Consider the following 22,656-nt stretch of genomic DNA (forward strand, 5'->3'; position numbering starts at 1 on the left):
GCGATGCCATCGCCACCCCCTCGGAGCCGGTGCGCGTGAGCCGCAGACTCGGCAACATGGTGGCGAGCTTCATGTCGCGCTGGGAACGCCGGCTAGTCGGTCGCCTTCGGGTGTCCGGGGCTCGCGGCCACCACCCAGACGATTCGGCGGCGCGGGTCGGGGCAGTACCAGACCCGCCCGCTGGCGGTCACCTCGTACTGCCACTGGTCGAGGACCTCGCCGCCGACCTGGCGGGTGGCGAGCGAACCGCGTAACCGGTGCTGCCGCGACGGGTTCTCCGGCGCGTCGGGCCGCTCGGTCAGGATGATCCAGGTCTCCCAGGTGTTGGCCCGCGCGGTCTGGCAGAGCTGCTCCCAGCCCTTGGCCGCCTCGGAGGTCGCGAATCGCGCCTCCCATCCACCGGGCTGCCCAGGTGGGGCGACCCGGTCTCCCCGCTTGGCCGGCATCGACTATTCCTCGGGACCCGGGACGGGGCCGTGGTCGTCGGCCAACGGGCGGGTGAGCTCGGTGGCGAGGGCCCCGTCGGCGTAGACGGCGGCCGTTGCCTTCCACTCGCGCACGGTCTGGCCCAGCACGCCCCATTGGCCGAGCTCCGCCGAGATCTGGGCGGCCCTGACGAAGTCGCGGACGAAGAGCGGCAGGTCGGTGGCTGGCAGGAGGGCCAACCAGGGGAACTCGTCGGCGAGCGCCTCGGCCGCCTGCTCGGCCGGCAGGTGGGTGAGAACGTTGCGCAACGCGCGGGCGGCGGCGACCGCGCCCTCGCCGGCGGCCATCACGCGATCTTCGCGGGTCAGCAGCAGCGTCGCGCCGTCCCGGCGGCGCACGCGCACGTCACCCGTGTCGGCCAGGGCGGCCACGCTGCGCGGGTCGCGCTGTAGCTCGCTCCACTGGACTTCCTGGGGCTCCGTCGCCTTCGTCTCCACCACAGCTGAATTCTGAACTTTTTCAGGACTCGCCGCAAGCGGATTGCCAGAGCGTGGTCAGTGGTCCTCGGGGGGTGGTGGGTCGTCGCCGACCTGGCCCGGGCGGCGTAGGCCGCCTGGGCGGGGCTTGGTGGTGATCGCTTCGCCTTCGTCTTCCGGGCGGCGGCGCAGGCCGCCAGGGCGGGTGTCCGGGTCGCTGTCGTCCGCGGCAGGCCGGCGGCGCAGGCCGCCGGGGCGGGTGTCCGGGTCGCTGTCGTCCGTCGCGGGCCGGCGGCGCAGGCCGCCCGGGCGCGGGTCGGGCGTGATCGGGTCGGCGTCGGTGGGCCGGCGGAGGCGGCCCGGGCCCGCGGCGTCGCTGCCGAGCGGGGCCGCGAGGATGTCGGCAGCCGAACGGCGTTTGCGGACCGCGTCCGCGTCGCCGGCGATCACGTCGAAGGCCGAGCGGCGCTGGCGGCCGATCGCGGGCCTTCGCACGGGGGCGGCGTCGTCCTCGGCCGCCGGCGTCGACCCGGCAGCGGCCGGGTCGATCGCGGCCGGCGATGGTGCCGCGGGCTCGACCGGCGGCGGGACGACCGGCGGCGGTGCCGGCTCGACCGCGACTTCGGGCGCCGGCTCCGGGACCACCGAAACGGGTGGGCGGAAGCGGTCCGCGTCCGGGGCCGGGCGGCGGCGCTGGGTGAAGGCCAGCGGTGACGCGCTGCGCGCCGATGCCGCGGCCCGGATGGGCGCCAGCCCGGCCACCACCGCGCTCGTGATGTCGGCCGCGTACGCGCCGTCCGGGTCGTAGTCCGGGTCGAAGACCGTCAGCTCGATGCCGAGGCAGTGCGGCGTGTCGACCAGGCCCGCGATCAGCAGCTCCAGCTCCGCGAACGCGATCCCGCCCGGATCGGGCGCGTCGACCGCCGGCATCACCGCGGGGTCGAGCACGTCCACGTCGATGTGCACCCAGTAACCCGCGCAGTCCGCGAGCTGGTCCCGCGCCCACTGGGCCGTGCGGGCCGCTCCTTCCGCGCGCAGGGCGGGCACCGGGCGGGTCAGGATTCCCGCGGCCTGCAGGTCCAACCGGTACTCGTCCTGCGCGCGGATGCCGAGCACCACCACGTCGACGTCGCGGAAGTACGGTCTTCGGCCCTCGATCGCGGCCAGGTCCGCCTGGCCCCGGCCCGTCGCCAGCGCCAGGCCCTCGCCCGCCGCGGCGCCCACATAGGACGCGTTGCCCGGGTGCCGGAAGTCCGAATGACCGTCCACATAGACCAGGCCGATCCGGCCGCCGACCGCCTCGCCCAGGCGGTGCATGGCCAACGCCGAGCCCAGCAGGATCGAACAGTCGCCACCGACCACCACCGGGAACTCGTCGGCGTCGATGATCGCGCCGATGCGGCCGGCCAGGGCCACCGAATAGGCCGCGATCGCGTGCGCGTGCGCCACCCCGTCACCCGGGCGCCAGTCACCGACGTCATACCGCGGTGCCGTCAGGCAGCCCGCGTCGCGGGCCACCAGACGGCCGAGCAAACCGTGGTCGCGGAGCGCGCCGGGCGCCTTGGCGCAGCCGGGCGTCGACGTCGGGGTGGGCGGTCGCAGGCCCAGGTTCGACGGCGCGTCCAGGAGCGCTATCCGGCGCACGGCGCTCACCGACTCAGTACAGCGCGCTGGCCAGGGCCCGGCGGGCCGCCGAGACCGCCGGGTCGTCGGGACCGGCGATCGTGAACAGCGCCACCAGGTGTCTGCGGACCGTCTCCTTGTCGTCGCCCACGCTGCGCCTGACCAGGTCGACCAGCCGTTTGTAAGCCCGTTCGGCCTCGCCGCCCAGGACCTCCACGTCCGCCGCCAGCAGTTGCGCCGGGATGTCGGCCGGCGCGGCGGACGCGTCGGTCAGCACCTTGGCCGCGTCGACGCCCTGGACCCGGCGGTAGAGGCCGACCTGAGCGAGCCCGGCCTCGGCGGCCTGGTCGGCCGGCGATTCGAACAGAATTTTCTTGTACGCGGCCTCGGCCGCCTCCAGGTCACCCACCATCAGCGCGTCGTCGGCCGACTCGAGGCGCGGGTCGGCCGGCGTCTCCACCTCGACACCGCCGGCCTTGAGCACCGCGCCGATCCACTGGCGGAGCTGCGACTCGGGCACGACGCCGGAGAACGCGTCGACCGGCTGGCCGCCGACCACCGCGAACACCATCGGGATGCCCTGCACACGGAACATCTGGGCGAGCCGCTGGTTGGCGTCAACGTCAACCTTGGCGAGCACCCACGCGCCGGCGCCCTCGACGGCCAGCTTCTCCAGGATTGGCGAGAGCTGCTTGCACGGCTCGCACCACTCGGCCCAGAAGTCGATCACCACGGGGGTGGTCAGCGAGCGTTCGAGCACCTCGGTCTGGAACGTCGCCTCGGTGACGTCGATGATCGCGACGCCACCGCCGGGCACGTTGCCGGGAACGCCGCCCGGGACGCCACCAGCAGCCGGCGGCGGGGCCTGCGCGCCCGCGCCGGCACCGGCGGCGGGCGACGGGGATGCCGATGGGCGCAGCGCGCCGAGGTCGACCGCGCCGCGGGTGAAGATCGACGGAGAGGTCCGTGGTTCGCTCATGGTTACCTAGTCTCGCACGCGCAGCGCGCGACGCAGACCGACCGCCACGGTGGTGAACAGCAGGGCCGCCACGACCGCCGGAAGGACGATCGCGACGGGCCGCGGCCAGGTCGGAGCCGCCAGCGCGAAGTCGTCATCAACGAAATAGGGGACATACTGGCCGACCACCGCCCAGGCGATGACGGCCGCCACCAAACCGGTGACCACGGCCGCGACGGCGACCGGCAGATAGGTCCAGAGCACCCAGCTTCCACCGGTACGCGCCGCGAGTCCCTGCCGCCGCAGGGCGACCAGGTCGTCGAGGGTGCGCCGGCGGTCGACGGCAGCCATCAGCCACATGCCGCACGCGGCGAGCAGCACCGCGACCCCGCCCGCCAACAGGTGGAACCAGACGGCCAGCGCCGGCCCGCGCGCGTCGAGCCGGTCCGCCGCCGCGGCGACCGAGTCGTGCCCGACGACCACCAGTCCCTGGGCGGCCAGCCGCTGCTCGACATCGGCCGGTGCGGCCGGTCCGAGCCAGACCTCGGCCGTCGTGAGGTCCGTGGTGCCCGTGGCGACGCGCTCGGCGTACCCCAGATCCATCAGCAGTCCCGTGCCGATCCGCGGCAGCGCGCGGCCTTGCGCGACCGGCCGGATCGCGACCACGTTGCTGTCGAGACCCTCGGCCTCGCCCGACTTCGGTGGTGGCCCGCCGCTGAGCACGGGCACGTCGCTCGGTGTGCCGGCCGGCATGACCACCGTCGGCCGAGGCTGGATGACCGCACCCGGCACGACCACGTGCACGCCGCCGTCCTCCGCCGTCAGCTTCACGTCGTCCCGGCCCCGCCACTGCTCGGTGGTGAATGCCGGCACCACGTCGGTGAACGGCGCGGCCAGGTCGGTGCGCACCGCCAGCGAGCGGATCGTCAGCTCGGCGACGTCACCGCCGGACGCGGCGTAGACCGCCTCGATGCCCGCCAACCGGCAGCCGTCGACGCAGGCCTGGCTGGCCATCGTCCAGGTGTGGCGGCCAGGCGTGACCAGGTCGCTGGGTGCCCGCACCGGTGCACCTCCGGCCAGCGGGCGCAGCAGCGCGGTGAGCCGCAGTTCGGTGCCGGACGCGGTCGGTGGCGCGTAGTCGACGGTGAGCGCCAGCTCGACGCCCTTGACCACGATCGGCTCGTCGCCCGGCGGGCGCAGGGCGGCGGCGATCTCGGCCGGCGATCCGCCGTACTCGGGGCGCCAGACGGCGACGCCGGGCAGCGCGGCGGTGTCGGCGAAGAGCACCTGTGGCCCGTCGACCACCTGCCGAAGGCCGACCGCCATCGCGAACCGGCCGTCGGGGTCGACCGCCCGCACCGCCGACCGCAGCGCGCCGGAGTCGACGGGTGCGACCTGGATCGTCCGTTCGGCGCCGGTCTCGACGGCGGCCCGGTCGGCCCGCGCCCGGTCGGCCACGTCGACCGCGGTGGTGGCGAAGCCGAGCACCGCGACCGCGACCGCGAGCAGCACGAACAGCCGCTGGCTGCCCGGCCGGCGGGCGACCTGGAGGGCGCCGAGGGCGAGGCCCAGCCGGCCACGACGGACGGCCCGGCGACCGATCCGGCCGGCCAGCGGCACCAGCAGGCGCCCGGCCAGCACCGCGACCGCGAGCCCGATCAGCCCGGGCACCAGCAGCCCGAGGCCGAGCAACTGGCCGTCGAACGCACGGAGCTGCACGGCGGCGACGATCGCGAGCACGACCGCGCCCGCGTCGATCGCGGCGGTGCGCCAGGCGGCGCCGCGCGGCGGGACCCGGCGCAGCAGGTCGACCACCGGGCTCGCCAGGTCCCGGCGCAGCGCTAGCAGACCGACCAGCACGGCGCCGGCGACCGCGACCAGGGCGGCGACCAGCGCACCCGGCGCCGGCGACAGGTCGAGGACCGGGATCGGGCCGAACCGCGCGTCGGCCACCGCCCGGGTGGCGAGGGTGCCCGCCAGGTAGCCGATCGGCGCGCCGATCGCGATCGCGATGACGCTCTCCCCCGCGGCCAGCCAGAACCGGCCGACCCGGGGTGCGCCGCGCAGGGCGATCAGCGCCTGCTCGTGCCGGCGGGCGGCGGTGGCACCGGCCACCGCGACGAAGATGACCAGCCAGCACAGCCCGATCAGGGGCAGGCCGGCGAGCGGCACGAGCTCGCGGGTCAGGGCGTCCGACGCGCGTACGCGCTCGAAGAGCTTGGGCAGCTCGTCGGTGAGCGCCGCGAACCGGGCGGTCTCGTCGTCGCTGCCCAGGGTCTCGCTCAGCTCGTCGAGCGCGGTGGCCAGCGTCGGCAACTGGTCGGCGTCGAACGCACCGGGCCTGGGTATCGCCTCGATGCTGCGGTTGTCGGACTCGTGCTCCAGCGCGTCGACCGACGGGCGACCCGTGAAGACGGGCTCCGCGGTGGTGTCGGGTGCCGTGGGCGCGAAGTAACCGCTGCGCCCCCAGTACGGCTCCGCCCGGTCGCGCGGCCGGTAGACGCCGACGATCGTGGTCGGCGCCGGCCGCCCGGCGACCACCCAGGCCCGGCTGATCTCGTCGTAGCGGGCCCAGGCCAGCGACACCGACCGGCCGGGCGTCACGCCGAGCCGGCGCGCGGTGGACTCGCCGACCACCACCTCGCCGGCCGCCATCAGGCACCGGCCGCTGACGATCTCGATGTGCTCGCAGACCCCGTCGCGATAGGTGAACCAGGAGATCTCGCCCTTGCCGGACTCGAGGCCCAGCACCGGCAGCACCGCGCTCACCACGGTGGTGAACCGGGGCAGGTCGGCCAGGTCGTTGGCGAGCGAGTCGAACCGGTCCCGCTGCGTGCTGTCGATCGGCGCCTGGACCGCGACGGTGCGCTCGGCCGGCGGGGTGTTGGCCACCTCGGCGACCGCCGCGGCCCGGTCGACCGCGTCCGTGTAGACCGGGCCGGCCACCGCCGCCGCGGTCGCCAGCGCGCTGAGCAGCACGATCAGCGCCGCCTGCACGCGGCGGGCGGTCAGCATCAGGCGCACCAGAGCGATCACGCGGACTCCTCGCGCCGGACGGCCCGCACCAGCAGGACGGCCGCGACCGCGCCGGCGGCGCCCACGACCAGCAGCCCGACGAGCAGGGCCAGGCCCAGCGGGAGCGGTTGCGGGCCGACGGCGACCGGCAGCACGTCCCAGCCGTCGACGAACAGCGGAATCGGCCGGCGGGTCACGGCCTGGGCGAGCGCGCTCGCACCGAGCCCGAGCAGCACGGCGGCGACCGCGAGGCCGGCGTAGCCGCCCCAGGCGACCCGGCGGACCACCCGCGGCGGCAGGCCCTGCGCCCGCAGGGCGGCCAGCTCGGCGGCGCGCTCGGGCCGTTCGACGGCGGCCACGACGATGAACGCGCCGGCGGTGAGCAGGAGCCCGGCGAGCGCCGCGACGAGCTGGAAGCGCAGGGCGGACGGCGGTGCCTCGCGGCCGAGCCGGTCCGTCACGCTCGCGGCGGTCTCGTCGGAGATGACGGTCAGCCCGCCCGCGCGCAGCTTGTCGACGATGCCGGCCGGGGCGCCCGGCGCCAGCCACACCTGCGGGACGTCGACCGTGCCGGGGTTCTCGGCGATCCGGTCCGCGTACTCGAGGTCCATCAGATAGCCGAACCTGTGCACCGTGGGCAGCGTGCGGACCGCGCCGACCGTCCGCACCGGCACGTCCTCACCGCCGAACACGGCCAGCCGCGGGTCGCCCTCGGCCGGCGGTGACGTGTTGCCCGTGCTGACCACCGGCAGCGGGGCGGGCGCGTCGACGACGTACACCCGGGTGCTCCGGTCGTCCTCGCGGGCCGCGCGGACCGCGGTGATGGTCAGCGCGCCGTCGGCGGCGGTGAGGTTGGGACCGACCGTGGCCCGCCCGACCCCGGCCCGCCACCGGCTGACGTCGCCGAGCACGGCGGGCGGCGCGACCGGGCCGGCGGCGCCGCTGAGCCCGAAGACGGTGACGGTCGCGCCCGGTTCGGGAGCGACCGAGCGGCCGGTGAAGTTGCGGGTCACCGGCTCGATCCCGAGCAGCCGGCAGCCGGCGCCGCAGCCGCTCAACGGTGCGCGATAGGTGGCACGTGCGTCACCCAGCGGACCGAACCGCAGGCTGACCTGGTCGCCGGCCTCGGTCGCCAGGTGCACGAGCACGAAGATCGGCTCGGCCGGAGCCGGGGCGGCCGCGCCGCCGGCCGCGCCGCCGGGGGTCAGCGGTGCCAACGGCGCCGGCATCATCTTGGCGGCCACGTCCAGCGTCAGCTCACCGTCCGCCGCGGACAGTGGCTCCGGTGCGGGCGGACGGAGCAGCGCGGCCGGCGGCACGTCGCCGTACACCGGCTGCCAGTCGGCGACCGCCGCGAAGCGTGCGGAGTCGACGGCGAGCAGCACCGTCGCCGGCCCGTCGTTGCTGCGCACCACCGCCATCGCCTGCGTGCCGCCCGGGTCCGCGGCGCGCACCGCCGCGACGAGCTGCGCCCGGCTGCGGGCTTGCACGGTGAGCACCCGGTCGGCGCCCAGCTCGTGCCGGGCCCGCTCGGTCCGGCCGTCGCTCGCCGCTGCCCAGCCGCCGACCGCCGTGCCGAGCAGCGCGACCGCGATCACCAGCAGCGCGAACACCCGGTGGGTGCCCGGCCGACGGGCGAGCTGGGTGGCGCCGAGCGCGGCCGGCACCCGGCCGGACCGCAGTGCGCGGCGACCGACCCGGCCGGCCAGCGGCGTGAGCAGGCGGGCGGCGGCCAGCGCGACGAGCACCGCGATCAGCGCGGGTGCGAGCAGCGCGAGCCCGCTGGTGTCGTCCTCGGAGGCGGTCGCGTAGCTCTGGTAGAGGCCGGCGGCGGCCACCAGCACGATGATCAGGTCGACCACCTCGGCCCGCCAGCCGCGCCGCCGCGACGGCACGTGCCGGAGCAGGTCGGTGACCGGCGCCCGCATGCCGCCCGCGTCGGCGGCCACCGCGGCGAGCAACGCGCCGGCCAGCGCGGCCAGCGCCGCGATGCCGGAGAACAGCGCGGCGGAACCCGGCTCGGGCACCTGGCCCGCCACCAGCCGCGCACCGCCGAGGCCCACGACCACGCCCAACACGGCACCGCCGACCATCGGCACCGCGCTCTGCGCGATCGCTAGGTACCAGAGCCGCCAGCGCGCCGCGCCGCGCAGCTTGAGCAGACCGATGTCGGGACGGCGCTGCTCGGCGGTGTGCCGGACCGCGAAGAACAGACCGAACCAGCAGAGCACCAGCAGTTGTACGGCGGCGACGCCGACACCGAGCGTGACCAGGTCGCGTTCCTGGTCGATCCGGTTCGCCAGAGTGACCGCGTCGGTGGTGACCCGCCAGGCTCCGCTGTTGCGGGACACGGCGGAGAGGTCGGCGCGCAGCCCCGCCAGGTCGTCGAGGAACAGCCGCTCCGGCACCCGCAGGTGGTAGTCGGCGAGGATCTCCTTGACCGGCAGCGCGGCGACCGTGTCGGAGGCGACGAACGCCGGGTCGCCGGGGCCGTCCGCGCCCGGGTCGAGGGCCGCCGAGCCGCCGAAGTCCGTCAGCGCCCAGTAGGCGCCGAGCGGGTCGCCGATCTGGTAGGTCCCGGCGACGGTGAACTCGATCGGCGGTTGCGACGCGAGAACGAACTCGACCTTGTCGCCGGCACCGACCTGCAGCGTCTGCGCGGTGCGCCGGCTGAGCAGCACCTCACCGGCGGCCTGCGGGCACTTGCCCTCGACGTCGAGGTGCTCGCACATCTCGTCGCGGTAGACCAGCCGCAGGTTGATCCGGGCCAGCTCGGACGCGATCGTGCCGGACTCGCGCAGTGACACCGTGGTGCCGGCCCCAGGCACGTCGACCACGTCGCCGGCCTGCTCGCCGACCTCGGACACGACCTCGTCACCCGGGCGGACGCTGCCGCCGGGCGCGATCGAGCCCTCGACCCGGCCGGCGACCCGCACGACCAGCTCGCTGGACCGGGCGCCGTCGACGTCGGCCACGGCGACCGAGCGCTCGGCGGCACGCGCGTACCAGGGCGCCGCGGCGGCGACGGCGACCGCGAGGCCGGTGAGCACGAGGACCGTGGCCGCCTGTGCGCGCCGGGACCGCAGCGCACCCCGAACGACACCAGCCATTTAGGCGGCGTCGCCGGTGTGGGTTTCCGGTATCTGCGCGGCACCGCCCGGAACGAGCGTCACGGTGCCGTCAGCCTGGTCGACGGTGAACAGGGTGCCGGGTGGGAAATGGCCGAGTACGTCGGGTGGTAGCTGGACGGTGCCGTCGCCGGCGACGACCGCGAAGTCCTGGCCGCCGCGCCCTTCGGCGCCGACCCGGCCGTCGCGGATGGTGACGGCGCGGCCGAGCCGCGCACCGACCTCGGCGTCGTGGGTCACCACGACCACGGTGGTGCCGCGCTCGGCGTTGACCGTTTCCAGCGCGTCGAGCACCTCGTCGCGGCCGTGCGAGTCGAGCTGGCTGGTCGGCTCGTCGACGAGCAGCAGGCCGGGCGAGGCGGCGATGCCGACCGCGAGCGCCGCCCGCTGGCGGGCACCCGGTGCCAGGTCGGTCAGCCGGGCCGCGCCTTTGCCGCGCAGGCCGACCAGGTCGAGGATGCGCTCCGGGTCTTCGAGCTCGATGCCCTCGGTGCGGGCGGCGCGGCGCTGGGCGAGCCAGACGTTGCGCTCCAGCGACGCGTAGGGCAGCAGGTTGCGGGCCGCGCCCTGGAGCACCACGCCGATCTGGGTGCCGCGCAGCCGGGAGATCTCGGCGTCGCTGAGCTTGCCGAGGTCGTAGGTGCCGACGTTGACCCGGCCCGCGGACGGGCGCATCAACCCTGCGAGCAGCGCGACCAACGTGGACTTGCCGGAGCCGGACGGGCCGACGAGCGCGAGCATCTCGCCCGGCCCGATCGACAGGTCGACGCCCGAGAGGGCGACGACGTCCCCCGCCTCGGCGCGATAGATGTGCACCACCCGGCGGCAAGCGACTGCGAGACCCGACACGGGTACTGCCTATCACCTGGACGGCGATAGCGCAGCCCCGTGATCACAGGGTTAGAACCGGGCAGGCTCCCGGTAAACACCCCACTCGTCCTTGAGCACGCCGCAGATCTCGCCCAGGGTCGCCTCGGCGCGCACCGCGTCAAGCATCGACGGGATCATGTTCTCGCTGGTGCGGGCCACTTCGACCATGCGCTTGAGGGCAGCGTCGACGACCGCCTGGTCGCGGGCGGCGCGGCGGCGGCCGAGCAGGGCCTTCTGCTCGATCTCGACCTCGTGCGAGATGCGCAGGATCTCCAGCTCCTTGGCCACCGTGCCGGTGTGCACGTTGACGCCGACGATCCTCTTCTCGCCCTTTTCCAGCGCGCGCTGGTAGGTGAAGGCCGAGTCGGCGATCGCCGCGGTGAACCAGCCGTCCTCGATGCCGCGCAGAATGCCCGCGGTGATCGTGCCGTCGGAGCCGAGCTCGCGGATCCGCTCGAAGATCTGCTCGGCCTCGGCCTCGATCGCGTCGGTGAGCGCCTCGACGTACCACGAGCCGCCCAGCGGGTCGGCCACGTTGGTCACGCCGGTCTCCTCCATCAGCACCTGCTGCGTGCGCAGGGCGATCTCGGCCGACTCGTCGGTCGGCAGCGCCAGCGTCTCGTCGAGCGCGTTGGTGTGGAGCGAGTTGGTGCCGCCGAGGACGGCGGCGAGGGCCTCGACCGCGGTGCGCACGACGTTGTTGACCGGCTGCTGCGCCGTCAGCGAGACGCCCGCGGTCTGGGTGTGGAAGCGCAGCCAGAGCGCCCGCTCGTCGGTCGCGCCGTAGACGTCGCGCAGCCAGCGCGCCCAGATGCGCCGGGCGGCCCGGAACTTGGCGATCTCCTCGAAGAAGTCGACGTGCGAGTCGAAGAAGAACGACAGGCCCGGCGCGAACGTGTTGACGTCGAGCCCGCGGGAGAGCCCGAGCTCGACGTAGCCGAACCCGTCGGCCAGGGTGTAGGCCAGCTCCTGCGCGGCGGTCGAGCCGGCCTCGCGGATGTGGTAGCCGGAGACCGACAGCGGCTTGTAGCGCGGGATCTCGCGGGCGCAGAACTCCATCAGGTCGCCGATCAGGCGCAGGTGCGGCTGCGGCTCGAAGAGCCACTCCTTCTGCGCGATGTATTCCTTGAAGATGTCGGTCTGCAGCGTGCCGTCCAACGTGGACAGCTGCGCGCCCTGGCGCTCGGCGGCCACGAGATACATGCAGAAGACCGGCACCGCGGGCCCCGAGATCGTCATCGAGGTGGTGACCGCGCCCAGGTCGATGCCGTCGAAGAGCACGTCCATGTCGGCGGCCGAGTCGATCGCGACGCCGCAGTGCCCGACCTCGCCGAGCGACTGCTCCTCGTCGGAGTCGCGACCCATCAGGGTGGGCATGTCGAACGCCACCGACAGCCCGCCGCCGCCGGCGCCGAGGATCAGCTTGTAGCGCTCGTTGGTCTGCCGGGCGTTGCCGAAGCCGGCGAACTGGCGGATGGTCCAGGTGCGGCCCCGGTAGCCGGTCGGGTAGAGGCCGCGGGTGAACGGGAACTCGCCGGGCCAGCCGACCCGCTCGAAGCCCGGCACGTCGCTGCCGGGCGGCGGGCCGTAGACGGGCTCGACCGGCATGCCGGAGAGCGTGGTGAAGTCGGCGTCGCGCTTGCGTGCGGCGTCATAGCGCGCCTGCCAGCGCGCTCTCCCGGCGGCGATCTCCTCGGCGTCCATCCGCTCAGTCTAGAGGGTCCGCCTGAACGATCGCTAAGCCTCTTCCACGTGTACGTCGTCGACCCTGATATTCACCTCGGTGACCTGGAGGCTGAGCATCTTCTCGACCGCGGAGATCACCTCGGTGCGCACGGCGTCGGTCACGGTGCGTACGACCTGCCCGTACTCGATCACCAGGGTGATGTCGACCGTGGCCTTGTCGCCCTCCAGGCGGACCGTGACCCCTCGGTCGGCGTCGTCGTCGGCGTCGCCGAGCCCGACCCGCTCCTTCAGCCCGGCGAAGACCCGGGCGACGTCGCCGCCGAGATCGTGCACGCCCGGCACGCCACGGGCCGCGATCCCGGCGATCTTCTCGACCACCTCGTCGCCGATCGTCGTCGAGCCGCGCTCGGAGGTCAGCGAGCCCTCGTTGCGGAGCCGCTCGACGACCGCCGAGGCGACCCGACCCGACACGGCGGTGGCGCGCTCGACCACCTCACCGATCTTGTCGCCGGCGCCGTCGCTCTCGGGGCGCTGGGCGGGAACCTGGATCTGGGCGGCCTCGTCGGCGGCGGCCGGGGTGGTGGTGTCAGTCATGGCCGGCACAGTAAACCCGCCGGGCCACCTATGTCAGTGACTGATAGGTGACGGCCCGCGGACAACTTCGGCCCGGCCGTCGACGAGGTGCAGTTCGGCGTCACAGGCCGCGGCGGCCTCCGGGTCGTGGGTCGCGAACACGACCGCCGCACCCCGGTACGCCTCCTCGCGGAGCAGGTCGATGACCTTCTGCCGGTTGGCCGCGTCGAGCTCGCTGGTCACCTCGTCGGCCAGCACCACGTCGCCGTGCAGCGCCAGCCCGCGGGCGATCGCGGTGCGCTGCTGCTGGCCGCCGGAGAGCTCCTCGACGAGCTGGTCGGCCTGGCCGGCCAGGCCCAGCCGCTCCAGCGCCTCGGCGGTGCGCCGCCGCGCCTCCGGCGGGGTGACCCCACCGGCGATGAGCGCGACCTGCACGTTCTCGGCGGCGGTGAGGATCGCGGCCAGGCCGTTGTCCTGCGGCACGAGCACGATCTGCTGCGCCACGGCGAAGTCGCGGTCGCGGATCTGCTCGCCGTCGACGGTCACGCTGCCCGCCGACGGGCGCAGCAGGCCGGCCATGGTCCACAGCAGCGTCGTCTTGCCGGCGCCGGACGGGCCGGTCACGGCCAGCACCTGACCGGGCGTCGCGATCGCGGAGACGCCGGTCAGCACCGGCTCGCCCGCCCCGTACGCGACGGTCACCTCATCGACGACGATGGTCCTGCTCATCGGTTCCCCCTTCGAGCGCCGGAACGAGCCGGATTGTGCCGTCGGCGTCAGGCGCGATCTTGACAAGCGTGCCCGGCGGCAGCCGGTCGAGCAGCTCCGCCGGAAGGTGCACGCTACCGTCGCGCCCCACCACGGAGTAGTCCTCTCCGCGCCGGCCCTCGGCGCCGACCCGGCCGTCGCGGATCGTCACCGTGCGGCCGAGCGCCGCGCCCACCTCCATGTCGTGGGTGACCACGACGATCGTGGTGCCGGCCGCGTGCAGCGTGTGCAGCACCTCCAGCACCTCGTCGCGGGAATGCTCGTCGAGCTGGTTGGTCGGCTCGTCGAGCAGCAGCAGGCCGGGTCGGGCGGCCAGGGCCACGGCGAAGGCCAGCCGCTGCCGCTCGCCGGGCGCCAGCTCACGCGGCACGCTGCGGCGGCGGCCGAGCAGGCCCACGTCGTCGAGGATCACCGCCGGGTCCGGCGGGCGCCGGCCGAGGCTGCGCGCGGCCCGCTGGGCGAACCGCACGTTCTGCTCGCAGGTCAGGTAGGGCAACAGGTTGCGCGCACTGCCCTGCAGGGAGACGCCGACGTCGACCGCGCGCAGCCGCTGCACCTCCGCGGCGCCGGCCCGCACCAGGTCGAGCTCGCCCACCTGCAGCCGGCCGGCCGACGGCCGCAGCACGCCGGACATCAGCGACAGCAGCGTGGACTTGCCGGCGCCGGACGGTCCGACCAGCGCCACGGACTCGCCGGGAGCGATGTCCAGGTCGACGCCGGCCAGCGCCACCACGTCGTAGCCCTCGAGCCGGTAGATGTAGACCACGCCCCGACAGGTCACACCGAACGGCACGAACCCCGTCTCGGCGTCCAACGTGTCCACCCGAAGGCTCATCGCGCACCTCCCCGCACCCGGCGCAACACCAGGTTCGCGACCACCAGAGCGACCAGAAGGAAGGCCAGGGAACCGGGCAGCCACCAGCCGCCCAGCCGGTAGGCCTGGTTGCCCCCGTCGATCGAGACCAGGGCGATCGCGGGCAGCACCAGCGCGGCGCCGCCGACGCCCGCGATGATCCCCGCGACCACCGGATAGCCCAGCACCATCAGGTTCTCCCGGTTGGCCATGCCGCGCAGCGTGCGCACCGGCACTCCGGTCAGCCGCAGGCCGCGCACCTGCTCGCGGCGCCAGGGCGCGGTGACGCCCGCGTCGAGCACCAGCGCGCCGAGCGCGAGCAGCAGCGCGACCAGCCCGGCGAACAGGTAGAGCCGCAGGGCCAGCGCCGGGGCGGCCCGGCCGAGCTGGGTCATCCGGTGCGACCAGAGCTCGGTGCTCACCACCGGGATGCCCTCCGCGGCCAGCCTGGCACCGAGGTCGGCCGGGGCCGCGTCGGTCGCCCACACCTCGTAGCTGAACTGGTCGAGGTTGAGCCCGGCGGAGCGCTCGGCCCGCTCCTCCAGCGCGGGAGCGTCGAAGAGCAGCGCGTGCCCACCACCCCGGGGCACCAGCGCGACCCGCTCGGCCACCTTGACCGGGTCGGGCGCACGGCCGAGCACCGGGAACGAGAAGGTGTCCGCGTCGGGATCGTCGGCCGGCGCCGGCCCGGCCAGCACGACGGGGGCGTCCTTCTCGACGTCGCCGTACTGCGCGACGATGTCCGCGCTGGTCTCGCTGGTCACGTCGAGGGTGAGCCCGGCGTCGTCGCTGTTGACGGCGAGGGTCTGCCCGGCCGGCAGCGGGTCGGTCGGGCGCCAGGCACCGGAGGCGCTGAGTCCCGCGTCCAGCGGGGTGCCGTCCAGCTCGAGGCTCTCGATGGTGACCGTCGCCGAGCCGGGCGCGTTGTCACCGGGATAGCGGCGGACCTGCAGACCGAGCAGCCGGCAGCCGGCGGCACAGGTCAGGTCGCCCGCGTACGTCGCGGTTCCCGTCTCGAGCCGGCCCAGCGGGATCGAGCGCGGTGCGGCGCCGGGCTCGCCGACCACCATCCCGAGGCTCATCGGGCGCTGCTGCTGGAGCGCGCGGACGTTCGCCCGCACCGCCACCCGACCCGTTTTCAGCTCGACGGTGGGCCCGCTGGCGTCGTCGAGGCTCGCGGCCACCGCGGCGACCTGCGCGGAGGTCTTGTCGGGCCAGCGGCTGACCGCGAGCATCCGGTCGGTGTCCACGCCGATCAGGTCGACGTAGTCGCCCGCGTAGCTCTGTTTGATCCGCACCACCGCCATCGCGTTCTGGCCGGTCGGGTCGATCCGGTCGACCGCCTCCCGCACGACGGCCGGGTCGTTGGCGGTGACGACGTAGACCCGGTCGGCGCCGATGTCGGCGTTCGCGGTGCGCAGCCGGTTGGCCGACGAGACGTCCCAGATCGTCGCCGCGAACGTCAGCAGTGCGAGGGCGACGGTCAGCACGGCCACCAGCCGGGCGCTTTCGGGCCGGCGGCCGACCTGGGCCGCGGCCAGCAGCGCGGGCAGCCGACCCTGCCGGGTCGCCCGCGGCAGCCGCCGCCGTGCGACCAGGCCGAGCAGCCGGGCCGTGAGCAGCCCGGCGAGCAGCGCGATCAGCGCCGGCGCGGCGTAACCGAGCGTCGCGCTCTGCCCCTCGGTGCCGACGAGAAGCTGATAGAGGGCGGCCAGGGCGAGCGCGGCGACGATGCCCTCGAACACGACCGCCCGCCGCCGGGCCCGGTGCGGCACCCGGCGCAGCAGGGCGCTGATGCTGGCGCGGACGGTCTCGCGGGCGCCGAGCACGGCCGCCGCCGCGGCGCCGAGCAGGGCGCCCAGGCCGACCGCCAGCGCGGGCCAACCGAACTGGACGTCGACCGCGGGCGCGAGGAACGCCTCCGCGGCCACGACGGTCAGCCCGAAACCGAGCAACAGGCCCAGCGGCGCCGCCAGGGCGATCAGCAGCAACGGCTCGCCGATCGCGAACCGGGTGATGCCGCCGACGCTGAGCCCCCGCAGCTTGCCGACCGCGATCTCGGCCCGCCGGTCGTCGGTGACCGCGGCGACCACCATGAACAGCACGAACCAACAGAGCACGACCAGCGGCAGGGCCACCGTCGGCACCGAGGCGTTGATCGCCGATCGCTGCCGGTCGGCGAGGCGCAGGCTGTCCAGCAGGCCGATCCGCAGGGCCACCCCCTCGGTCGAGTTGCCCGCGCTCATCGCCTCCAGCTCGCGGACCAGCTCCGGCACGTCGTTCAGGCGGACCTTCTCCGCCGCGAGCGGGTAGTCGACCGCGGCCACCGGGCGACCGAGCGGGACGCTCGACACGGTGCTCTCACTGCCGGTGAACAGCTCGTCGACGATCTTGGTGCCGTCGTCGAGCTCGTTGAGCGCCGAGCCACCGAAGAAGCCGGTGGTCTCCCAGTACGGGTCGGTGGGGTCGCCGATCCGGTAGACGCCGACCACCGGGTAGCTGGGGTTCTTCGGCGGCGGCTCGCCGACCGTGCTGCGCGTGCTGCCGCCGGTGGCCGCCAGTTGCAGCACATCGCCCATCTGGATCTCGGCCCGCTCGGCCGTGCGGTCGCTGACCATCAGCTCGCGGTCGCCCGGGCAGCGCCCCGCGACGATCGTGATGTGTTCGCAGGCACCCGGGCGGAAGACCAGCCGGCCCCGGCTCTTCGCCTTGCTGACGGGGTCGACACCGAGGGCGATGGTCTCCTGGGGCGCGCCGAGCACGGCGGCCACCGCCGGCGAGGCCCGCAGCTGTTCGTCGACCCGCGCGGACATCGCCTCCAGGGCGGTGCTGCGCGCCGTCAACCCGGCCACGATCGGCGGCGGGTCCGCCACCGTGTCCGTCAGCACCGACTGCGCGGCAGCGCGCGAAAAGAGCGGCACGAGCACCGCGGCCGCGATCGCGACCGTCGACAGCAGGACGACGAGGATCGACCGGCCGAAGCGTGATCGGATGCCGCGCAGCGTCACGACCAAACCCGACACTGGCTCACCTCCGGGAAACGTAACGCCCGACGCTCCCCCGAAGGTTGCGTTACTTTTCGGTTTCGAGGCTCGCGAGCAGTTGGTCGGCGGCAGCGTACGGCGACAGCTCACCCGCTGCCACGGCGGTCGCCAGTTCCCGCAAGGTCGTACCGTCGCGGAAAGACGCCATCCGGGCGCGCAGCGTGCCCAGCGTGATCGCCTCGACCTCCGCGGCGGCCCGCTTCTCCCGGCGGCGGCGCAGCTCGCCGTGCTCGACCAGCCAGGCGCGGTGCTTGTCGATCGCGGCCGCGATGTCGCCGACGCCCTCGGCCCGGGTCGCCACCGCGCGCACGACCTGCGGCCGCCACTCCCCCGGGCCGCGCTCGCCGAGCGCGATCATGCCCTGGATGTCGCGGTAGGTGTTGTCGGCGCCGTCCCGGTCGGCCTTGTTGACCACGAACACGTCCGCGATCTCCAGGATGCCGGCCTTGACCGCCTGGATCGCGTCGCCCATGCCCGGCGCGAGCAGCACCAGCGTCGTGTCGGCCAGCGACGCCACCTCGACCTCGGCCTGGCCGACGCCGACGGTCTCGACCAGCACGACGTCGCAGCCCGCGCCCTCCAGCACCCGCACCGCCTGCGGCGTGGCGGCGCCGAGCCCGCCGAGGTGGCCGCGCGACGACATCGACCGGATGTAGACGCCGGGGTCGGTCGCGTGGTCCTGCATCCGCACCCGGTCACCGAGGATCGCGCCGCCGGTGAACGGGCTGGACGGGTCGACCGCCAGCACGCCCACCCGGTGCCCCTGCTTGCGCAGCTCGCGGACCAGCTCGTTGGTGGTGGTCGACTTGCCGACGCCCGGCGAGCCGGTCAGGCCGATCACCTGCGCGTGACCGGTGTGCGGTGCGAGCACCGCCGCGATCTCGGGCAGCAGCTCGTCGCCGTTCTCGACCAGGGTGATCAGCCGGGCGACCGCACGGTGGTCGCCCGCCCGCGCCTGCTCGACCAGCTCCGGAACGTCGCGGCTGCGCCGAACCGTCATGCCTTCGGGACGGTGATGATCAGGGCGTCGCCCTGGCCGCCGCCGCCGCAGAGCGCCGCCGCGCCGGTGCCGCCGCCGCGCCGCTTGAGCTCGAGCGCGAGGCTCAGCGCGAGGCGGGCGCCGCTCATGCCGATCGGGTGGCCGAGCGCGATCGCGCCGCCGTTGACGTTGACGATCGCGTCGGTGACGCCCAGCTCGCGCATCGAGTGGATGCCCACCTGGGCGAACGCCTCGTTGATCTCGATCAGGTCGAGGTCGGCGACGGTCAGGCCCTGCTTGCCGAGCGCCTTCTTGATCGCGTTGGACGGCTGCGCGTGCAGCGAGTTGTCGGGGCCTGCCACCATGCCGTGCGCGCCGATCTCGGCCAGCCAGGACAGCCCCAGCTCCTCGGCCTTGGCCTTGCTCATCACCACGACCGCGGCGGCGCCGTCGGAGATCGGCGAGGAGCTGCCGGCGGTGATCGTGCCCTCGGCCATGAACGCCGGCTTGAGCTTGCCGAGCGACTCGGCGGTCGAGTCGGGGCGGACGCCCTCGTCCTCGCTGATCACGATCGGCTCACCCCGGCGTTGCGGCACCTCGATCGGCACGATCTCCTCGGCGAGGTAGCCGTTCTTCTGCGCGGCGGCGGCCCGCTGGTGGCTGCGCGCCGAGAACTCGTCCTGCTCGGCGCGGTCGATGCCGAGCTTGGCGCCCAGCCGGTCGGTCGACTCGCCCATGCTGATCTGGTCGAACGCGTCCGTCAGGCCGTCGAGGGCCATATGGTCCTTGATCGTCACGTCGCCGTATTTGTAGCCGCCGCGCTGGCCGAGCATCAGGTGCGGGGCGTTGGTCATCGACTCCATGCCGCCGGCCACCACGATCTCGGCCTCGCCCGCCCGGATGAGCTGGTCGGCGAGGGCGATCGCGTCGAGGCCGGAGAGGCAGACCTTGTTGATGGTCAGCGCCGGGACCGACATCGGGATGCCGGCGGCCGCGGCGGCCTGGCGGGCCGGGATCTGCCCGGAGCCGGCCTGGAGCACCTGGCCCATGATCACGTAGTCGACCCGCTCGGGCGCCACGCCGGACCGCTCCAGCGCCGCCTTGATCGCGATGCCGCCCAGCTTGGTCGCCGAGAAGTCCTTGAGGTTGCCCAGCAGCCGGCCCATGGGGGTGCGCGCACCGCCAATGATCACGCTCGTCATGTCTGGTACCTCTCAAACTAGGGTGTCGACCGGCCACCTTAGCGATCGTTAGGCCAGAATATCGCCATGGGCCCTGACGCCGCCGCGCAGCACGCTGACGACTCAATCACAACGGATGTGGGTCTGCTCCGCATCGACCACGTCGGCGTGGCGGTCGCCGACCTTGACGCGGCGATCGAGTTCTACGCCCGCGTGTTCGGCATGACCTGCGTCCACATTGAGGAAAATCCCGAGCAGGGTGTACGCGAGGCGATGATGCGCGTCGGCCCCACTCCCGAGGGCGGGTGCGTGCAACTGCTCGCGCCGCTGACACCCGAGTCGGCGATCGCGAAGTTCCTCGACCGGTCGGGCCCGGGCGTGCAGCAGGTGGCCTACACGGTCCGTGACGTCGAGGTCGCGGCGGCGGCCCTGCGCGAGCGCGGGATGCGGCTGCTCTACGACGCGCCCCGGCGCGGCACCGCCGGCTCCCGGATCAACTTCGTGCACCCGAAGGACGCCGGCGGCGTCCTGGTCGAGCTGGTCGAGCCCGCTTAGGGCGTGTCCTAGCCGAGCTTGGCCACGATCGGTGCCGCCGCGGCCACGTTGCCGCCCAGGTGGAAATAGCTGATCCCGAACCGCTCGCGCACCTCGACCAGCTTGTCGACGCACTCGTCGACGGCACCGTGCAGCACCGCCGGCGAGGCCGCCAACTGCTCCGGTGTGGCGGCGGCGGCCTGGCTCGACGTCGAGCCGTGCGTCTCGCCGTCGACCGTGACCCGCACGTCGAGCATGGTCATCTGGAACTCGAGCCGATCCGGGTCGGGCGCGGCGGCGCGCGCCCAGGCGATCTTCCGCGTGATCCGCTCCGGCGTCATGTCGGCCATCGCCGCGTCGAGCCCGCCGCCGGCCGTCAGCCGGGGGTTGATGCCGACGATGTCCGCGGTGCGCCCGGCCAGCTCCAGCACCTTGCGGCCACCGCCACCGACCAGGATCGGCGGGCGCCCGCCGGCGGGTTTCGGCAGCCCGTCCAGCTCGGTGATCCGGTAGTGCCGGCCGGCGTACGTCAACGGCTCGGGCCCGAACAGCCCGGTGATCACGTCGATCGACTCGCCCAGCCGCTCGACCCGTTCCGCGGGCGGGTCGAAGGTCAACCCGGCCGCCGCGTGCTCGCTGTGCTTCCAGCCGGCGCCCAGCCCGATCTCCACGCGGCCCCCGGAGAACACCGCGAGGTTCGCCATCGACTTGTGCAGCAGCACCGGATGCCGGAAGTCGTTGCAGAAGACCAGTGAGAGCACCCGCAGCCGGCTGGTCGCCTCGGCGGCCACCGTCATCGCCACGATCGGGTCCATCGCCCAGCCGTCGGTGAAATGGTCGGAAATGGACACCGAGCTGAAGCCCAGCTCCTCCAGGCGGCGGATCTGGTCGCGCCACTGCGCGGGCGTCCGGTTGGCAAGCCCTGGCATGGCAGCGGTGAAGCGAAACGGCTTCGGCATGCGCCGAACCCTAGTGCCCCGCGCCGCTTTGCTCTGCTTCCAGATACGCACCGCAGCTCAGGCCGGGTGGTGCGCCCATGGAAGCAGAGCAAAGGCGGGTGTTTCCGGAACCGGGTCCGGGCCGCGGTGGGTGTGCGTAACGTCCGGATCAGCTGGTTTGTCGGGTGGGGAGGTTCTCGTGCGGGAGATCGTCGAGACGATCATGGCGGGCGAGGGTTCCGCTTCGCCTGATCTGTCGGCGCTGGGCCGCATGCCGGTGCCGCCGACCTACCGTGGCGTCGTCGTGCGGGCCGACGAGACCGGCATGTTCGAGGGGCTCGCGACCAAGGACAAGGACCCGCGCAAGTCGCTGCACGTGCAGGAGGTGCCGACCCCCGAGCTGGCGCCCGGCGAGGCGCTGGTCGCGGTCATGGCCAGCGCGATCAACTACAACACCGTCTGGACCAGCATCTTCGAGCCCGTGCCGACGTTCGCGTTCCTGCGCCGCTACGGCAAGCTGTCGGAGCTGACCAAGCGGCACGACCTGCCGTACCAGGTGATCGGTTCCGACGCCGCGGGCGTGGTCCTGCGGGTCGGCGCCGGCGTCTCGAAGTGGAAACCCGGTGACGAGGTCGTCGCGCACTGCCTGTCGGTCGAGCTCGAGGACGCCGACGGGCACGACGACACGATGCTCGACCCGCAGCAGCGGATCTGGGGCTTCGAGACCAACTTCGGCGGCCTCGCCGAGCTGGCCGTGGTCAAGGCCAACCAGCTCATGCCCAAGCCGCGGCACCTGACGTGGGAGGAGGCGGCCTGCCCGGGGCTGGTCAACTCGACCGCCTACCGGCAGCTCGTCTCGCACCACGGCGCCGCGATGAAGCAGGGCGACGTCGTGCTGATCTGGGGCGCCTCCGGCGGGCTCGGCGGGTACGCCACCCAGTTCGCGCTCAACGGCGGTGCCACGCCGGTCTGCGTGGTCTCCTCGCCGGAGAAGGCGGAGCTGTGCCGCCGGATGGGCGCCGAGCTCGTGATCGACCGGGCGGCGGAGGGCTACCGGTTCTGGCAGGACCCGCACACCCAGGACGCCGGCGAGTGGCGCCGGTTCGGCGAGCGGATCCGGTCGCTGACCGGCGGGCGCGACCCGGACATCGTCTTCGAGCACCCGGGGCGGGAGACCTTCGGCGCCAGCATCTACGTCGCGCGGCGCGGCGGGACGATCGTCACCTGCGCCTCGACGAGTGGCTTCCAGCACGAGTTCGACAACCGCTATCTCTGGATGAACCTTAAGCGGATCATCGGCAGCCACTTCGCCAACTATCGCGAGGCATGGGAAGCGAATCGACTCATCTCTTCGGGTCGAATCCACCCGACGCTGTCGCGGGTCTATCCGCTGGAGCTGACCGGCCAGGCGACGCTCGACGTCCACCGCAACAGGCACCAGGGAAAGGTCGGCGTGCGGTGCCTGGCACCGGCCGAGGGGCTGGGCGTGCGGGACCCTGAGCTGCGCGCGCGGCACGAGGAGGCCATCAACCGGTTCCGGGGCGAATAGCCGACTCGCCGTTTGTCCACGATCGGCGGAATTTCCTATGTCGACGGCCGGTGCT

At 73.9% G+C, this 22,656-nt stretch carries 16 protein-coding genes and 1 pseudogene; 2 read left to right on the forward strand and 15 right to left on the reverse strand.

Annotated elements, in window-relative coordinates; genetic code table 11:
* Positions 1 to 92: 92 nt before the first annotated feature.
* From Air01nite_RS04795 to Air01nite_RS04860, 14 genes and pseudogenes are all read right to left on the reverse strand, one after another.
* A complete protein-coding gene (locus Air01nite_RS04795; RefSeq protein ID WP_203700563.1) occupies positions 93 to 446 on the reverse strand; it encodes a hypothetical protein in 354 nt (117 codons plus the stop codon).
* A 3-nt stretch (positions 447 to 449) separates the two neighbouring features.
* Entirely contained in the window at positions 450 to 926 is a 477-nt protein-coding gene (locus Air01nite_RS04800) for a hypothetical protein (protein WP_203700564.1), read from the reverse strand.
* Positions 927 to 1,645: 719 nt separating this feature from the next.
* Positions 1,646 to 2,546, reverse strand: a pseudogene (locus tag Air01nite_RS04805) (arginase family protein); the annotation flags it as partial.
* 13 nt (positions 2,547 to 2,559) lie between these two features.
* The gene (locus Air01nite_RS04810; protein ID WP_203700565.1) at positions 2,560 to 3,504 is read right to left on the reverse strand and encodes a tetratricopeptide repeat protein; all 945 of its coding nucleotides are present in this window, start codon (positions 3,502 to 3,504) and stop codon (positions 2,560 to 2,562) included.
* Positions 3,505 to 3,510: 6 nt separating this feature from the next.
* Positions 3,511 to 6,519: an FtsX-like permease family protein gene (locus Air01nite_RS04815; protein ID WP_203700566.1), complete on the reverse strand. Its 3,009-nt coding sequence runs from the start codon at positions 6,517 to 6,519 to the stop codon at positions 3,511 to 3,513.
* A complete protein-coding gene (locus tag Air01nite_RS04820; RefSeq protein WP_203700567.1) occupies positions 6,516 to 9,608 on the reverse strand; it encodes an FtsX-like permease family protein in 3,093 nt (1,030 codons plus the stop codon). Before Air01nite_RS04820 ends, Air01nite_RS04815 begins: the two co-directional genes overlap by 4 nt.
* A complete protein-coding gene (locus tag Air01nite_RS04825) occupies positions 9,609 to 10,475 on the reverse strand; it encodes an ABC transporter ATP-binding protein (RefSeq protein WP_203700568.1) in 867 nt (288 codons plus the stop codon). It abuts the gene before it with no gap.
* A gap of 51 nt (positions 10,476 to 10,526) precedes the next feature.
* A complete protein-coding gene (gene icmA, locus Air01nite_RS04830) occupies positions 10,527 to 12,200 on the reverse strand; it encodes a coenzyme B12-dependent isobutyryl-CoA mutase large subunit (RefSeq protein ID WP_203700569.1) in 1,674 nt (557 codons plus the stop codon).
* A gap of 33 nt (positions 12,201 to 12,233) precedes the next feature.
* Entirely contained in the window at positions 12,234 to 12,776 is a 543-nt protein-coding gene (locus Air01nite_RS04835; protein WP_203700570.1) for an Asp23/Gls24 family envelope stress response protein, read from the reverse strand.
* Positions 12,777 to 12,809: 33 nt separating this feature from the next.
* Entirely contained in the window at positions 12,810 to 13,484 is a 675-nt protein-coding gene (locus Air01nite_RS04840; RefSeq protein WP_203700571.1) for an ABC transporter ATP-binding protein, read from the reverse strand.
* Positions 13,459 to 14,358, reverse strand: coding sequence for an ATP-binding cassette domain-containing protein (locus Air01nite_RS04845; RefSeq protein WP_203700572.1), 900 nt, complete (start codon positions 14,356 to 14,358; stop codon positions 13,459 to 13,461). Before Air01nite_RS04845 ends, Air01nite_RS04840 begins: the two co-directional genes overlap by 26 nt.
* On the reverse strand, positions 14,355 to 17,399 hold the full coding sequence (locus Air01nite_RS04850; protein WP_203700573.1) for an ABC transporter permease: 3,045 nt from the start codon (positions 17,397 to 17,399) through the stop codon (positions 14,355 to 14,357). Before Air01nite_RS04850 ends, Air01nite_RS04845 begins: the two co-directional genes overlap by 4 nt.
* 49 nt (positions 17,400 to 17,448) lie before the next feature.
* The gene (gene meaB, locus Air01nite_RS04855) at positions 17,449 to 18,420 is read right to left on the reverse strand and encodes a methylmalonyl Co-A mutase-associated GTPase MeaB (protein ID WP_203700574.1); all 972 of its coding nucleotides are present in this window, start codon (positions 18,418 to 18,420) and stop codon (positions 17,449 to 17,451) included.
* Positions 18,417 to 19,601: an acetyl-CoA C-acetyltransferase gene (locus Air01nite_RS04860; RefSeq protein ID WP_203700575.1), complete on the reverse strand. Its 1,185-nt coding sequence runs from the start codon at positions 19,599 to 19,601 to the stop codon at positions 18,417 to 18,419. Before Air01nite_RS04860 ends, meaB begins: the two co-directional genes overlap by 4 nt.
* Positions 19,602 to 19,667: 66 nt before the next feature.
* Between Air01nite_RS04860 and mce the strand changes: the two genes are divergently transcribed.
* Positions 19,668 to 20,135 carry a methylmalonyl-CoA epimerase gene (mce, locus tag Air01nite_RS04865; protein WP_203700576.1) on the forward strand — a complete coding sequence of 156 codons (468 nt, stop codon included), beginning with the start codon at positions 19,668 to 19,670 and terminating at the stop codon, positions 20,133 to 20,135.
* 8 nt (positions 20,136 to 20,143) lie between these two features.
* Here the strand turns inward: mce and Air01nite_RS04870 are convergent, their stop codons facing one another.
* Positions 20,144 to 21,073 carry a TIGR03621 family F420-dependent LLM class oxidoreductase gene (locus tag Air01nite_RS04870; protein ID WP_203700577.1) on the reverse strand — a complete coding sequence of 310 codons (930 nt, stop codon included), beginning with the start codon at positions 21,071 to 21,073 and terminating at the stop codon, positions 20,144 to 20,146.
* A 202-nt stretch (positions 21,074 to 21,275) separates the two neighbouring features.
* Between Air01nite_RS04870 and ccrA the strand changes: the two genes are divergently transcribed.
* Positions 21,276 to 22,601 carry a crotonyl-CoA carboxylase/reductase gene (gene ccrA, locus Air01nite_RS04875; protein ID WP_373310324.1) on the forward strand — a complete coding sequence of 442 codons (1,326 nt, stop codon included), beginning with the start codon at positions 21,276 to 21,278 and terminating at the stop codon, positions 22,599 to 22,601.
* Positions 22,602 to 22,656 lie beyond the last annotated feature (55 nt).

The sequence above is a fragment of the Asanoa iriomotensis genome (assembly GCF_016862515.1).
GTDB classification, from domain to species: Bacteria; Actinomycetota; Actinomycetes; order Mycobacteriales; family Micromonosporaceae; genus Asanoa; species Asanoa iriomotensis.

Bases quoted from the DNA above. Each gene is read 5' to 3' on its own strand.
- Air01nite_RS04835 (WP_203700570.1), bottom strand. From the start codon at position 12,776: ATGACTGACACCACCACCCCGGCCGCCGCCGACGAGGCCGCCCAGATC.
- meaB (WP_203700574.1), bottom strand. From the start codon at position 18,420: ATGACGGTTCGGCGCAGCCGCGACGTTCCGGAGCTGGTCGAGCAGGCG.
- Air01nite_RS04845 (WP_203700572.1), bottom strand. From the start codon at position 14,358: ATGAGCCTTCGGGTGGACACGTTGGACGCCGAGACGGGGTTCGTGCCG.
- Air01nite_RS04870 (WP_203700577.1), bottom strand. From the start codon at position 21,073: ATGCCGAAGCCGTTTCGCTTCACCGCTGCCATGCCAGGGCTTGCCAAC.
- mce (WP_203700576.1), top strand. From the start codon at position 19,668: ATGGGCCCTGACGCCGCCGCGCAGCACGCTGACGACTCAATCACAACG.
- Air01nite_RS04840 (WP_203700571.1), bottom strand. From the start codon at position 13,484: ATGAGCAGGACCATCGTCGTCGATGAGGTGACCGTCGCGTACGGGGCG.
- icmA (WP_203700569.1), bottom strand. From the start codon at position 12,200: ATGGACGCCGAGGAGATCGCCGCCGGGAGAGCGCGCTGGCAGGCGCGC.
- Air01nite_RS04795 (WP_203700563.1), bottom strand. From the start codon at position 446: ATGCCGGCCAAGCGGGGAGACCGGGTCGCCCCACCTGGGCAGCCCGGT.
- Air01nite_RS04810 (WP_203700565.1), bottom strand. From the start codon at position 3,504: ATGAGCGAACCACGGACCTCTCCGTCGATCTTCACCCGCGGCGCGGTC.
- Air01nite_RS04860 (WP_203700575.1), bottom strand. From the start codon at position 19,601: ATGACGAGCGTGATCATTGGCGGTGCGCGCACCCCCATGGGCCGGCTG.
- ccrA (WP_373310324.1), top strand. From the start codon at position 21,276: ATGGCGGGCGAGGGTTCCGCTTCGCCTGATCTGTCGGCGCTGGGCCGC.
- Air01nite_RS04820 (WP_203700567.1), bottom strand. From the start codon at position 9,608: ATGGCTGGTGTCGTTCGGGGTGCGCTGCGGTCCCGGCGCGCACAGGCG.